Origin of the sequence: Eggerthella lenta DSM 2243 (assembly GCF_000024265.1) — a bacterium.
GTDB lineage: Bacteria > Actinomycetota > Coriobacteriia > Coriobacteriales > Eggerthellaceae > Eggerthella > Eggerthella lenta.
Genome location: NC_013204.1, coordinates 2,464,967 through 2,478,964 on the forward strand (window position 1 = coordinate 2,464,967; position 13,998 = coordinate 2,478,964).

Annotated in this window: 11 protein-coding genes; all 11 read right to left on the minus strand. The window is 66.1% G+C overall.

Annotated features, from left to right (window positions below; translation table 11 throughout):
* Nucleotides 1–2: 2 nt before the first annotated feature.
* The 11 genes from ELEN_RS10525 to ELEN_RS10575 all read right to left on the minus strand — a co-directional run bounded on the left by ELEN_RS10525 (nucleotide 3) and on the right by ELEN_RS10575 (nucleotide 13,771).
* The gene (locus ELEN_RS10525; protein ID WP_227101047.1) at nucleotides 3–1,229 is read right to left on the minus strand and encodes an FtsW/RodA/SpoVE family cell cycle protein; all 1,227 of its coding nucleotides are present in this window, start codon (nucleotides 1,227–1,229) and stop codon (nucleotides 3–5) included.
* Nucleotides 1,230–1,278: 49 nt separating this feature from the next.
* Complete coding sequence (murD, locus tag ELEN_RS10530; protein WP_015760957.1) at nucleotides 1,279–2,796, minus strand: UDP-N-acetylmuramoyl-L-alanine--D-glutamate ligase; 1,518 nt, start codon at nucleotides 2,794–2,796, stop codon at nucleotides 1,279–1,281.
* Nucleotides 2,797–2,799: 3 nt separating this feature from the next.
* Nucleotides 2,800–3,846, minus strand: a complete 1,047-nt coding sequence (gene mraY, locus ELEN_RS10535; RefSeq protein ID WP_009306253.1) for a phospho-N-acetylmuramoyl-pentapeptide-transferase — start codon at nucleotides 3,844–3,846, stop codon at nucleotides 2,800–2,802.
* Between the two features lie 2 nt (nucleotides 3,847–3,848).
* Nucleotides 3,849–5,333: a UDP-N-acetylmuramoyl-tripeptide--D-alanyl-D-alanine ligase gene (locus tag ELEN_RS10540; protein WP_015760958.1), complete on the minus strand. Its 1,485-nt coding sequence runs from the start codon at nucleotides 5,331–5,333 to the stop codon at nucleotides 3,849–3,851.
* A gap of 1 nt (nucleotide 5,334) precedes the next feature.
* Complete coding sequence (locus ELEN_RS10545; protein WP_015760959.1) at nucleotides 5,335–6,837, minus strand: UDP-N-acetylmuramoyl-L-alanyl-D-glutamate--2,6-diaminopimelate ligase; 1,503 nt, start codon at nucleotides 6,835–6,837, stop codon at nucleotides 5,335–5,337.
* Nucleotides 6,838–6,844: 7 nt separating this feature from the next.
* Entirely contained in the window at nucleotides 6,845–8,746 is a 1,902-nt protein-coding gene (locus ELEN_RS10550; RefSeq protein WP_015760960.1) for a peptidoglycan D,D-transpeptidase FtsI family protein, read from the minus strand.
* Between the two features lie 5 nt (nucleotides 8,747–8,751).
* On the minus strand, nucleotides 8,752–9,216 hold the full coding sequence (locus tag ELEN_RS10555; protein WP_009306258.1) for a cell division protein FtsL: 465 nt from the start codon (nucleotides 9,214–9,216) through the stop codon (nucleotides 8,752–8,754).
* Nucleotides 9,217–9,303: 87 nt separating this feature from the next.
* On the minus strand, nucleotides 9,304–10,260 hold the full coding sequence (gene rsmH / locus ELEN_RS10560; protein WP_015760961.1) for a 16S rRNA (cytosine(1402)-N(4))-methyltransferase RsmH: 957 nt from the start codon (nucleotides 10,258–10,260) through the stop codon (nucleotides 9,304–9,306).
* Between the two features lie 18 nt (nucleotides 10,261–10,278).
* Nucleotides 10,279–10,728, minus strand: a complete 450-nt coding sequence (locus ELEN_RS10565) for a division/cell wall cluster transcriptional repressor MraZ (protein ID WP_009306260.1) — start codon at nucleotides 10,726–10,728, stop codon at nucleotides 10,279–10,281.
* Between the two features lie 379 nt (nucleotides 10,729–11,107).
* A complete protein-coding gene (locus ELEN_RS10570) occupies nucleotides 11,108–12,001 on the minus strand; it encodes a site-specific tyrosine recombinase (protein WP_015760962.1) in 894 nt (297 codons plus the stop codon).
* 168 nt (nucleotides 12,002–12,169) lie between these two features.
* Nucleotides 12,170–13,771 carry a CTP synthase gene (locus tag ELEN_RS10575; RefSeq protein WP_015760963.1) on the minus strand — a complete coding sequence of 534 codons (1,602 nt, stop codon included), beginning with the start codon at nucleotides 13,769–13,771 and terminating at the stop codon, nucleotides 12,170–12,172.
* Nucleotides 13,772–13,998: the final 227 nt, after the last annotated feature.

Genomic DNA, 13,998 nt, shown 5'->3' on the forward strand with positions numbered 1-13,998 from the left:
CGCTACCTCCTGCCCCTGCTCGACGACGAGCGCCCGCCGCGTGAGGGCGGCGGCGCACCGTTCGTCGCGCGCACGACGCGCAGATCGGCGCGTCGGCGATCGTAGATGGTCGGCGCCTCGGCGCCTCGCGATACCGATAGGATGATGCCCACCATGATGAGCATGGCCACCAGCGACGATCCGCCCGACGATATGAACGGCAAGGGCTTGCCCACCACAGGGAACCACCCGATGACCATGGCGATGTTGAGGAACGCCTGGAACGCGATCATGATGGTGCAGCCGCCCGCCACCATGGTGCCGAAGTTATCGGGCGACGACTGCGCGATGCGGGTGCCCGCGTACAGGAACAGCAAGAACAGCGCGATGACCACCGCGGCGCCCACCAAACCCAGCTCCTCGCCGATGATGGCGAAGATGAAGTCGGTGTCCGCTTGGGTGAGGTACAGGTACTTCTCGTGCGAGTTTCCCAGCCCCACCCCGAACAGGCCGCCGCCGGACAGCGCGTACAGCGAGTGGATGAGCTGGAAGCCCGTGCCGAAGCCGCCTTCGCCGTCGTTCCACGGGTTCATGAACACCATGAGCCGGTCGCGGCGGTATGACGAGCCGAAGATGCCCACGAGGCCGAGGGCGACCACGACGCCGATCACGATGAGCATCGTGCGCAGCGGCACCTCGCCCAGCCACATGACCGCGAGGATGCCCACGACGCAGATCATGGCCGTGCCCAGGTCGGACTGGGGGCCCAGGATGATGAGCACCGGAGCCAGGACGAGCAGGCCCACGAGCGCGAAGAACACCAACACGGTGTACTGCCCCTCGCGGAAGTCCGTGAACAGACGCGCCGCCACCAGCACGAGCGCGATCTTCGCGAACTCCGAAGCCTGCAGGCTGGCCGAACCGATCATGAGCCATCGGCGGGCGCCCCATTCCTCATCGCCCACGCCCGCCACCGCCGTGATCACGAGCAGCGCGAACGCCACGGCCCAGATAACCCATACCGCATTGCTGCGCCAGAGCGAGACGGGAACGAACTTCCAGATGATCAAAGCAAGGATCACGCCCGCGACGGCGAACTTGATCTGGTTGAGCGTCTCGGCCATCGGATCGACCGCAACCTCGGTGCCGGCTTTCGCCAAAGTGATGACCGCCGAGGTCGAGTAGATCATCACGAAGCCGATGAGCATGAGGGCGAGCACCGACAGCAGGAGGATGATCCGAGGTCCCATGATATGCGCAGGCGCGCCTCGCTTGTCACGTTGAATAGCCATGGCGGGCCTAGGCGCCCAACGCGGAAGCCGCGTCGGCTACGAGCGTTTTGAATGCGGCTCCCCGCTCCTCGAACGAGCAGAACTCGTCGAAGGAGGCGCAAGCCGGGGACAGCAGCACGACATCTCCCGCCGAAGCTAGCGCGAGAGCCGCGTCGAACGCGTCGGCGAGGTGCGCAGCACGCGCCGCGGCGAAACCGGCAGGAGCCTGCGCGTCCGCCGCCTCGAACGCGGCAGCGAATCGCTCGCCCGCATCGCCGAAGCACACGACCGCGCCCGCATGGGCGTGGGCGGCCTCCACGAGCGGCGCAAGGTCGGTGCCCTTGTCGTCGCCTCCCAACAGCACGACGGGGCGCGCCTCGGGAAACGCGGCGAGGGCCTTGAGCGTGGCGTCGACGTTCGTCGCCTTGGAGTCGTTGTAGCAGCGCACGCCGGCCACCGAGCCGCACGGCTCGATGCGGTGCTCGAGCGGCGCGAACGTGCGCAACCCCTCGGCCACGTCGCTCTCGTGCACGCCCAGCGCGAGCGCGGCTGCCGCCACGGCCAGCGCGTTCGAGGCGTTGTGCTCGCCTTTGATCTGCAGTTCTTCGACGCGCGCCGCAGCGTGCTCCGCACCGTTCAGCGCCACGCGCAGCGTGCCGTCGGCGTCCAGGAACGCGGCGTTGTCGCTGCCGCACGCGGCGCGCATGTCACCGGTTAGCCCCGCGGCCGTGCCCAGCGGCACGTACGAGAAGCCCCGCTCGCCCGCGTCCAGCGCGCGCAGGCGGCGCACCTCGGCGCGCACCACGTCGTTCGTCGCGTCGAGCACCGCCACGGCGCCCGGCACGCCGGGCAGGTTCGCCAGCAGCTTGAGCTTCGCGTCGCGGTACGCCTCGAAGCTGCGGTGCCAATGCAGGTGGTCGGGCGTGATGTTCAGCAGCACGGCCACGTTCGGCGCGAAGCGCGCCGTGGAAGCCAGCTGATACGACGACACCTCGGCCACGTACACGTCCGTACGCCCCGCGGCCACGGCCTCGATGCACGGATCGCCGATGTTGCCCACGGCGGCCGCGGCAAGGCCCGCCCCCGCCAGCACGTGCGCGGCCAGCGCGCAGGCCGTGGTCTTGCCGTTCGTGCCCGTCACCGCCACCCAGCGGCTGTCCGCGGCGCTCTCGCGCCAGGCGAACTCCACCTCGCTGATCACCTCGGCCGATACGGCCGCGGCTGCCTCGTAGAAGGCCGAGAACTGCGAGATGCCGGGGCTCGCGATGCACAGGTCGAACGACCCGCCCGCCTCGGCCGCCAGCACGCCCACCGCCTCGTCCTCGAACGCGACGAGCGCGCCAGCCGCGCGTGCCTCGGCCGCGAATTCCTCGGAGGCCGCGCTGCGCGCCCCGGCCGCCACGGCCAGCGCTTCCACGCGACCGTCCAGAAGCGGCAGCAGGTACGCGACCGCCGCGCGGCCGCTCTTGCCCAGACCCAAAACGAGCACGCGCCCCAGATGGTGCGGCGCGTGCTTGCGATTCGCTATGAGCTCCCGCGAAGCCATGGACTACGCCACCGCCATGAGGGTCTCGGCGAAGTACAGCGAGAAGCCCGTCGCGGCCAGCACGCCGGAGATGATCCAGAAGCGCACGACCACCTTCGTCTCGCTCCAGCCCTTCTTCTCGAAGTGGTGGTGCAACGGCGCCATGAGGAAGATGCGCTTCTTCGTCTTCTTGTAGTAGAACACCTGGATCATGACGGACAGGGCCTCGGCCACGAACAGGCCTCCGATGATGAGCGACACGAACTCGGTCTTCGTGAGCACGGCCAGGCAGCCCAGCGCCATGCCCAGCGCGAGCGATCCGGTGTCGCCCATGAAGATGTCGGCCGGAAACGAGTTGAACCAGAGGAACCCGATGCACGCGCCCGCGAGCGCGGCGGCGAAGATGGCGGGTTCCAACAGATCGGAACGGTACGCGATGGCCGCCATCACGATCATCACGATCATGACCGTGCCCGCCGCCAAACCATCCAGGCCGTCGGTGAGGTTCACGGCGTTGCACATGCCCACCAGCAGGATGTTCATGAACAGCAGGTACAGCCAGGGGATGGCGATGCCGTCGCCGACGGGAACCACCGTGGTCAGGATGCCGAAATCGAGCGTCACGACGAAGGGAATCTCCACGGTGGGCTGTATGCCCAGCCAGTTCACGGCCACGAGCACGAACGCCGTGGCAATGGCCACCTGCCCCACGATCTTCGCCTTCGGGGTGAGACCGAGCGAGCGCTCCTTCACCACTTTCGACGCGTCGTCGACGAGACCCAGCAGACCCGTGAGCACGGTAGCCGCCAGCAGCACGAACGTCTCGGGCGTGGGCATGCCGACGAACAGCGCCACCGCGATGACCGCGATCAGCATGATGACGCCGCCCATGGTGGGCGTGCCCTGCTTCACGAGGTGGCTCTCGGGGCCGTCGGCGCGCACCTGCTGGCCGATATGGCTCGACTTGAGGAACTTGATCCACAGCGGCGTGAGCACCATGGTCACCACCATGGCGAACACGACGGCAAGGAACACGAGAAACGTCGGATATTGGTTGAATACCGTAAACATAGCTAATTGACCAGTCCTTCGACTACGCGAGTCAGACCCATGAAATGAGACGCCTTCACCAGCACGGCGTCTCCGGGCTCGACGCAGGCGTCCAAATCTCCGAACACTTCAGAAAGAGAGCCCGCGCGCACGATGCGCTGGGGATCCATGCCGGCGCGCTCAGCGGCGTCGGCTATGTGCAGGGACAGCTCGCCCACGCACACGAGCCGGTCGAGCGGCAGCGTGGCGGCGAACTCCCCGATGCCCGCATGGCAGGCCGGGGCGTAGCTTCCCAGCTCGCCCATGTCGCCGAGCACGGCCACGTGCTTGCCCGGCACGTCCAGCGCGCAGAACGTCGCAAGCGAGGCGCGCATGGAGTCGGGGTTGGCGTTGTAGGCGTCGTTCACCACGGTGAACCCGCCGCGCGCACGGAGCACTTCCTGGCGGCCGGCTTCCGGCTCGGCATGCGCGAGGGCATCGGCGCAGACGGCCAGCGGGATGCCGCAGGCGCGGCCGACCGCGGTCGCGGCGCATGCGTTCGACACGTTGTGCAGGCCGCGCAGCGTGAGCGCGCAGCGCGCCGTCTCCTCCTCAGGGGCGTCCGCGAAGCCGACGGCGTGCAGCCGAAAGCGCGGGCGACCCTGCTCGTCGAGCTCCACCTGCTCGGCCCACACGGCGGGACGCGCCGCTTCGGCGGCATCGGCCTGGGCGCGGCGCTCGGCTGCGGCGGCGGAGCCGTCGAACAGCACGGTCTCCACGCGGCGCGCGTCGAGGCGCGCATGCTCGCGCACGAAATCGGCGTAGTCGTCGTCGGCGTTCACGAACGCCCGGCCCGTGCCCTCCGGCAGCGCGCACAGAAGCTCGGCCTTGGCGCGCGCGATGTTCTCGCGGCTGCCCAGAAGCTCGATATGGCTCTCGCCCACGTTCACCACGAGGCCCCAATCGGGGCGCACGTAGTCGCATAGGTCGGCCAGCTGGCCCGCGCCGCGCATGCCCATCTCCACCACCACCGCCTGCGTGTCCTGCTCGGCGGCGAGCAGCGTCTTGGGAACGCCCAGCTCGTTGTTCTGGTTGCCGGCCGTCGCCACCGTGGACAGCGTGCTTGCCAGCACGTCGCGCACAAGGTTCTTCGTGGTGGTCTTGCCGGTGGAACCCGTCAGCGCGATCACGCGACCGTGCAGGTGAGAGCGCCATTCGCGCGCGATGTCCGCCACGGCGTGGGCCGTGTCGGGCACCTCGATAACGCTTGCGCCCAGCTCGGCGGCCAACATGCGCACGGCCTCGTCCAGCGGCTGCATCACAAGCGCACACACGGCACCGCCCGAGAGGGCCGCACCGACGAAGTCGTGGCCGTCCACGCGCTCGCCCGGCAGCGCGACGTACACGTCGCCCGGCTTCGCGTCGCGCGAGTCCCAGGTGAGCCCCGTGGCCAGCGCGCGCGGATCAAGCGGCTCCACCATGAACGAGCCTCCCGTGCATGCGGCGATCTGCTTGTGGTTCAAACGCATGCTATCGATCCTCGCCTGCGGGTTCGTCGCCGAACGCACGCGCGAGCTCCTCGGCGGCCACGATGCGATCGTCGAACGAGAGCACTTGGTCGCCCACGAGCTGATAGTCCTCGTGGCCCTTGCCCGCGATGAGAATCGAGTCGCCCGGCTTCGCCTGTGCGATGGCGCGCGCGATGGCGGCGCGACGGTCGGCCTCCACTTCGAAGCGGCCGGCTCCCGAGCTCATTCCGCTCACGATGTCCTCGATGATGGCCTGCGGATCTTCGGTGCGCGGGTTGTCCGACGTCACCACCGCATGGTCGGCCGCCAGGGCGGCCTTGCCCATGATGGGACGCTTGCTGGCATCGCGGTCGCCGCCGCAGCCGAACACGCAGACGGTGCGGCCGGGCGTGAGCGCCATGATGGACGCGAGCGCCTTCTCCAGCGCGTCGGGCGTGTGGGCGTAGTCCACGAACACCGACACGCCGCCCGTGTTCGGCGCGCTCACGCGCTCCAAACGACCCGGGATCTGCGGCGCCTCCTCGAGCGCTTCGACGATGGTCTCGGCCGGGAAGCCCAGCTGCAGCCCGATGCCGAAGGCGCACATGACGTTCTCCACGTTGAACTTGCCCACGAGCGGGTAGTCGAATGTATGCAAGCTGCCGCGCACGTCGAGCGTGACGGTGGTGTGGGTAGGAGCATACTGCACGTCCACGGGATGTATCTGCGCGGAAGGATCGAAGCCCGTCGTGACCACGCTGTCTTCGGCAACCGAGCAACGCCGCAGCAGCTCTTTGCCCCACTTGTCGTCGATGCAGATCACGCGCTTGGCCGGATAATCTTTCGAGAACAGGCGCGCCTTCGCCTCGAAGTAGGCCTCGAACGTGTGATGGTAGTCCAGGTGATCCTGCGTCAAGTTGGAGAACGCCGTAACGGCGAATGCGGCGTCCCACGTGCGATCGAGGTCGAGCGCATGAGAGCTCACCTCCATGGCCACGACGTCGCAGCGCGCATCGCGCATGCGGGCGAACAGCTGCTGCAAATCGGGCGATTCCGGCGTGGTATGAGCCGATTTCTCGGCCTCGTCGCCGATGCGGATGCCCACGGTTCCGATGACGCCCGTGCGCTTCCCCGCTACCCGCGCGATGTGCTCTACCAGGTAGGTCGTGGTGGTCTTGCCGTTGGTGCCGGTGATGCCCACCAGCGCAATGTCCTTGGAAGGATGGTCGTAGAAGTTCGCCGCCGCGGCCGCCATGGCCTTGCGCGTATCCTTCACCACGATCTCCGTGACGTCCGTAGCGTCGGCCAGGTACACCTTGCGCTCGACCACGAGCACTTTCGCGCCCCGATCGATGGCGTCCTGGGCGAACGAGTGCCCATCCGTCGTCATGCCTACCACGCAGAAGAACGCGTCGCCGGGTTGCACCCGGTCGCTGCGGTAGGCGATACCGTTCACCTCGTCGTCGGCGTTGCCGAGGATGGTGCAGTCGATACCTGCGAACAGTTCGGTACAGGTCTTGCCCATGGCTTCCTCACTCCGGATAAATGTTGAATCGGTCGATGGCTGTTGTCATTATATCCTTAAAAATCGGCGTGACCACACCGTCGGTGGGAACCTCGTTGGCACCCACAAAACAAACCAATTGGCTGGAAGAATCGGCCAGGAAACCGGTGAAGGCCAGGTTGTACACCCCTTTTCGGTAGCCGCCGTTCTTCTCGTCGTAGATCTCCGCCGTGGACGTCTTGCCCGCCACGTTGAAGCCGTCGATGGCGGCGGCCTTGCCCGTGCCCTCGGTGACGACGGTCTTCAGCATGCTGGTCAGATCGTCGATGGCTTTCTTGTCCTTGATGACGGTGTCACTTCCGTACTCGGCCGTCTCGCCGCTTTGGGGCTTCGACAGGAGGAAGTGCGGCGTGCACTCCACGCCGTCGTTCACGAGCGCTCCGTAGAAGCGGGTGATCTGCAACGGCGTGAGCGACAGGCCCTGCCCGAAGCTGACGTTGTAGGCGGTGACCTTACTCCAATCGTCGAAGGGAAGCAGGTTCCCCAGGTACTCGGTGCCGGCTTCGCCCTCGCCCGGATAGTCCACGCCCGTTTTCGTGTGCAGGTTGTACTCGTTGATCTTGTTGTAGAGGTTCCGGAACCCCGACACGTCGCCCACCGTCGCGTTCTCGGTGGCCAGCGAGATGCCGACGTTCGACGACTGGTCCATGATCTGCCGCAGCGTGTACGTGGCATCGCCGCGCTCGTGCGCATCCCTAATGACGTAGCCGTCGGCCTCGATGGAAGACGGGCAGAACAGCTCGGTGTCGGGCGTCATGGTGCCAGCTTCCAGGATGGCCATGGCCGACACCGATTTGAAGATGGAGCCTGGCTCGAACAGGTCGGTCACGCATTTGAGCTTCGGCGCATCCGCTTCCATATTCGTCCGGTCGGCCGGATTGAGCAGCGGCAGTGACGCCGCGGCGTAGATCTCTCCCGTGCCGCCGTCCATCACGATGGCGCTGCCGCCGTTGGCCGTGATGCCCTTGGCATCGGCCGTCAGGCGCTCCTCGACGGATTGCTGCAGCTCTATGTCGATGGATATGATGATGTCCTCGCCGTCCACGGCCGCCTTGGAGTCGCGCGTGCCGCCGGGAATGGGCGTGCCGTCGGGGCTGCGCTCCTCGCGCGTGTAGCCCGCCTCGCCTGACAGCACGTCGTCGTAGTACAGCTCGAGGCCCGATACCCCCTTGTAGTACTCGCGGTTGTTCTCGGCATCGGTTTCCAGCGTGCATGCGCCGATGACCTGGCCTCCCACCTGAGCGTTCGGATACTCGCGCTTCCACAGCGTCTTATAGCGGATGCCGAAGTCCATGCCTTCGCGCGACCCACCCGAAGCCGAGAGCTCGCGCACGCGCTCCTTGAGAGCGTCCCCCACCGCCACGTCGGCCTTCTCCTTCACCACCGCGTACCGCGTGTTCGGAGCGGTGATGGCTTCCAGGTAGTCGGACTTCTGGCCGCCCAGCACGTCGACGAGCACCTGAGCCGTCGCGTCCGCGTCGTCGACTTCCACCGGGTCGATGTAGATGGTGGTCGACTCCACGGAGGTGGCCAGCACCACGCCGTTGCGATCGTAGATGGTGCCGCGGCGCGGCTCGATCCAGTCGTAGCTCATACGCGCGTTCTCGGCTTCCGAAGCCATGGCAGGGGCGGCTATCACCTGCAGGTACGCCAAGCGCAGCACGAACAGCGACGCGATGACGGCGAAGGCGAGAATGGGAAGGAACACCCGGTTCGAATTCGAGTTGAAGTCGACCGCCGCAGCCGGGCGGCCGGAGGCGCGCACCGGACGCGCCGCGCGCGGCGGACGCGAGGGGCGTGCGGACGAGCGGGAGCTTCCGCGACCGCGAGCAGGGCGCTCGCCTCGCGGCGTGTGCGGTCTATCGGACATCGGCTTTACGCCTCGGAGCCAGCCGCTATGGCAACGCTCTTCGAAAGGGACAGGGCGCCGGACTCGTCGGTTGCGACGACGTCCTTATCCAGAGTGATGACCCCCGTGGTCTCGGGAGCGGCCATGCCCAGCTTGCCCGCCTGCTGCTTCACCTTCGTCGGATTGGACAGCGTGCTCTGGGACACTTCCAGCGCGGCACCCGAAGAGCGGGCGTCGCTGATCTGGCTGGTCAGCTGGCTCGACTGCATCGTCGTGGAGATCGTCGCGGACATGAGCCCGATGCGCGCGAATCCCACAAGCGACACCACCAGCAACACGACCGCCGCCGCCTTCGCCAAGAACACGACGTTCGACGGAAGCGTGGGGGTCTGCGTGCGGGTGCCGCGGCCCGGAACGACGCTGATGCGCTCGCGCGGGCTGCGTTCGGGTGCGCGCTCGGGATAGTACGAATACGCTGGTGCTGCGCCCATGTCCGACCCCCTTTCTGTGTTTCGACTGCATGTAAAGGTCGCGTGCGGTGCATATGGCTCCCGCTTGCGTCAGCGGGACGTTTTTGCTTATCGTTTCTGCGCTACGCGAAGCTTGGCGCTGCGTGCGCGAGCGTTGCGCTCGATTTCTTCGGCCGTCGGCAGAACCGGCTTCCTGGTGACGATGTCGAGTATCGGCTGCTTCCCGCACATGCACACCGGCAGATCCGGAGGGCACGTGCATCGGTTCGCGAACTTGGCGAACGTTTCCTTGACGATGCGGTCCTCAAGCGAGTGGTAGCTGATGACCACCAGGCGGCCGCCGGGGTTGAGCCAGCGGATGGCCGCATCGAGGCCGCTTCTCAGCACATCGAGCTCGCCGTTCACCTCGATGCGCAGCGCTTGGAACGTGCGCTTCGCCGGGTGCCCCCCGGCACGGCGCGCCGAGGCGGGGATGGCGGCTTTGATGATGTCGACCAGCTGCTCGCTCGTCTCGATGGGAGCAGTTTGCCGCGCCCGCACCGCGAAGTCCGCGATACGGCTGGCCCACTTCTCGTCCGAGTAGGTACGGATGATCCGAGTGAGATCTGCTGCGGTGTAGGTGTTGATGATCTCTGCTGCGGTAAGGGTTTGTTTACCCGGATCCATCCGCATATCAAGAGGGCCGTTCTCCTTGAAGGAGAAGCCTCGAGACGGCGTGTCGATCTGCACCGAAGACACTCCGAGGTCGAACAGAACCGCATCGACGCCGGGCACCTCCGTGCTGAGGAGCGCTTCATCCATATTTCCGAAGTTGCCGCGCACGAGTTCCAGGCGCGGGCGCACGTCGTCAGGCAACGTCCCGAGTTTGCGACGGGCAGCGGCCAGCGCCACCTCGTCTTGATCGATGCCGATGAGCGTGCCCCCGCTCCCGATGAGCTTGGCCGCTTCGAAGGAATGCCCTGCACCGCCGAGTGTTGCGTCCACGAATGTATGCTGTGGTTTGAGGTTCGAGTATTCGAGGCACTCGGCGAGCAGAACGGGTGTATGCCGATATTCGCTTGTCATATCGCTCACGCCTTTCGATCAGTCGAACAACAGACCGAGGTCGGTCTCGTCGTCCACCGCGTCGTAGCGCTTTGCGTCCCAGATCTCGAAGTAGCCCGTGTTGCCCACGACGACGACCTCCTTGTCGATTCCCACGGCTTCGCGCTGCTCGGCCGAGATCATGATGCGGCCGGCTGCGTCGATGGACACATCGGCTGCACGCGACTTCAGCTTGCGGCGCAGGCGAACATGGAGATCGTTGGTGCGGTCGAACTTCTCGAACTTGTCCTCGAACACGCCGGCCACCCATGCATTGAACGCATCGGGCTCGAACACGTAGAGGCACTCGTCCTTCGGGTTGCGGGTTACCACCAGATCCGTCGAGAGAACCTTGCGAAACGATGCGGGAAGCGACATGCGGCCTTTGGCGTCCACCTTATGGCGGTACGCGCTGTTGAGATCGACAACCTTGTTGCCCTCTTCCGCCATGCCTTCCTTTCCGCCGCCGTCCCACGGCTCTTTCGATGTATGGAATTCTATCCCACTTCGCCCCACTTCGCAACAAAATATGCGACTTGACCCCCTTTTTGCCCATCCTGAAACCCACCGGACTCTTTCCCGTTAACCGCTCCCCTGCCAACCGAAAAACGACACGACCACATGTAGAACGGACACGCTTGGGCGGGCACAACATGTAGGCCGCCCGCCCCCGCGGTGGGACGAAGTGGGGAGTTATGCGGAATCTGTGGCAGGATGGATCTTCAACCTGAATTTCAGTTCGCCGCCCCCTCCCATCAGGCACAAAACAGCGAACGGATGTTTGAAATTGAGTTAGCAGGGGGCAAAGTGGGAGACGAAGAGCGCCTCCCTACTTCGCGCGGGGATGGGCGCTCAGATACTCCTCGCGGATATGGGTGCGGTTCACATGGGTGTAGATCTGGGTGGTGGAGATGTCCGAATGCCCCAGGATCTCTTGGATGACGCGCAGATCGGCGCCGCCGGCGAGCATGTGGGTGGCGAAGGAATGGCGCAGCGTGTGCGGATGAAGGTTCGCCACGCCGATGAAGCGGCCGGCCTCGGCGACGAGGGAGTGCACGCTCTGGCGCGTCAGCCGCCCGCCGCGCGCGTTGAGGAACACGGCCGAGGTGGATTTCGCGTACGAGCGGACGAGCTCGGGGCGTCCGCGCTCGAGGTAGTCGCGCAGCGCGCGCAGCGCGGCGCCCGAGATGGGGGCGATGCGTTCCTTATTCCCCTTGCCCAGGATATGAAGATAACCTTCCTCCAAGATGGCGTCGCCCAAATCGAGCCCCGTGCACTCGCTCACGCGCAGCCCGCAACCGTACAGGACCTCGAGGATGGCCCGGTTGCGAAGGGCCAGAGGGCCTTCGTCCAGCGGGCGCGACAGCATGGCGTCCACCTGCGCCACCGAAAGCACGTCGGGAAGACGGTCGGGCGCCTTGGGAAGCTGGATAGTGTCGGCCGGATTGCGGCGCGCGTAGCCTTCTCGCACGAGGAAGCGGTGGAACCCCTTGAGCACGGACACATGGCGGTCCACCGTCGAGGCCGCATACCCGCGGCCGAACAGATCCGACTCGTAAGCTACGATGACCTCGCGATCGACGTCGTCCAGCGACTCGACCCCGCGTTTCTCGAGAAACTGCGCGTAGTCCTTGAGGTCGGCGGCGTACGCGGACACGGTCAACGGAGAGCTGCCTCGCTCGACGCGCAGATACGCCAGGTACTCTCGATACAGCTCGTCCATCCGCCACCTTCGTCGTCGCCGCGCCACCGCAAAACTTCGAACGGATGTTTCACGTGAAACATCCGCGCTCCGCCCGTCGAACCGCCTGCATGATATAGTTCACAGGATAGCACGCCTTCGCGGCGATGAGGACGCTGCGCGTCCGCAGGAAGCGCGCCACCGTCCTCCCTAGGCGCGACGCACGGCGGCGGCGCTCACGAAACCGCAGAACAGCGGATGGGGCCGCGTGGGGCGGCTCTTGAACTCGGGATGGCCCTGGCTGGCGACGAACCACGGATGGCCGGGCAGCTCCACCATCTCCACGAGCCGCCCGTCCGGCGACGCGCCCGACACCGAAAGCCCCGCTTCGACCAAGCGCTCGCGGAAGGCGTTGTTCACCTCATAACGATGACGGTGACGCTCATATATAATAGATTCGCCGTAAGCCTCGAACGCCTTCGTGCCCGGCTCCACCTTGCACGGATAAGCTCCCAGGCGCATGGTTCCGCCCTTGCCCTCCACATCCTCCTGCTCGGGCATGAGGTCCACCACGGGAAAGGCCGCCTCGGCATCGAACTCGGCCGACGTGGCCCCGGACATGCCGGCCGCGTCGCGCGCGAACATGCATACGGCAGCCTGCAGCCCCAGGCAGATGCCCAAGTAGGGAATGCCCTGCTTGCGCGCGTAGCGAGCCGCGGCGATCTTGCCCTCGAAGGCGCGCTGGCCGAAACCGCCCGGCACGAGGATGCCGTCCATGCCGCCCAGCACCGCCCCCGCGTTCGCGTCCGACAGCTCCTCGCCGTCCACGAGGTGCACGTTCACGCGGCATCCGCAGCGCACCCCCGCATGCCCGAGCGCCTCGATCACCGACAGATACGCGTCGGGCAGGCTCACGTACTTGCCCACCACGGCCACGTCCACCTCCTCATCGCAAGCGTCCGCCGCGGCCAAGAACGAGCGCAGGGGCGCCAAGTCGGCCGAACGCCGCTCGAGGCACAACCGGTCGAGCACCATCTCGTCGAAGCGCTGCTCGTGCAAGCCCAGCGGCACCTCGTAGATGGACGGCGCGTCGGTGCAGACCAGCACCTCCTCGGGCCGCACGTCGCAGAACAGCGCGATCTTCTCGCGCACGCCGTCCTCGATCTCGTGGTCCGAGCGGCACACGATGAAGTCGGGCTGCACGCCGATGGAGCGCAGCTCCTTCACCGAATGCTGCGTGGGCTTCGTCTTCACCTCGTGCGCTGCGGCTATATAAGGCACCAGCGTCACGTGAACGAACAGCACGTCGCCGTACGGCAGCTCCTTCTTGAACTGGCGCGCGGCCTCGATGAACGGCAGCGACTCGATGTCGCCGACGGTGCCGCCGATCTCGGATATGACGATGTCGGCGCCGGTTTGGTCGGCGATGCGCCGCAGGCGCGCCTTGATGGCCTCGGTGACGTGCGGAATCACCTGCACGGTGCCGCCCAGGTAGTCGCCGCGCCGCTCGCGCGCGATGAGGCTCTGGTAGATGGATCCCTGCGTGAAGTTGGACTCGCGCGTGAGGTTCTCGTCGATGAAGCGCTCGTAGTGCCCCAGGTCGAGATCGCCTTCGTGCCCGTCCTCGGTGACGAACACTTCGCCGTGCTGGAACGGCGACATGGTTCCCGGATCCACGTTGAGGTACGGATCCATCTTCTGCATGGTCACTTGGTACCCGCGCGCCTTGAGCAAGTGCCCCAGCGACGCGGCCGTAATGCCCTTGCCCAGCGACGAGACGACGCCCCCGGTAACGAAGATGTGCTTGGCCATGATTCTCCTATCATGCTATGCGTGCTTCATATGATTCGGAGACGGCGCCTGGCCGCGCACGAAATACGCCCGAAGAGCACAGCGGATCCTGCCTCCAAACGTCTTTTCATTCTACGGCATGCACGAGGTCGGAGCCGCATTGCCCGGCGCAATTAACAAAGCCGTAACACCCACGGCACGGCAGCCGATGCGCGAGCCAGATGCAAGAGGCGCAGACAGCGCAAGGG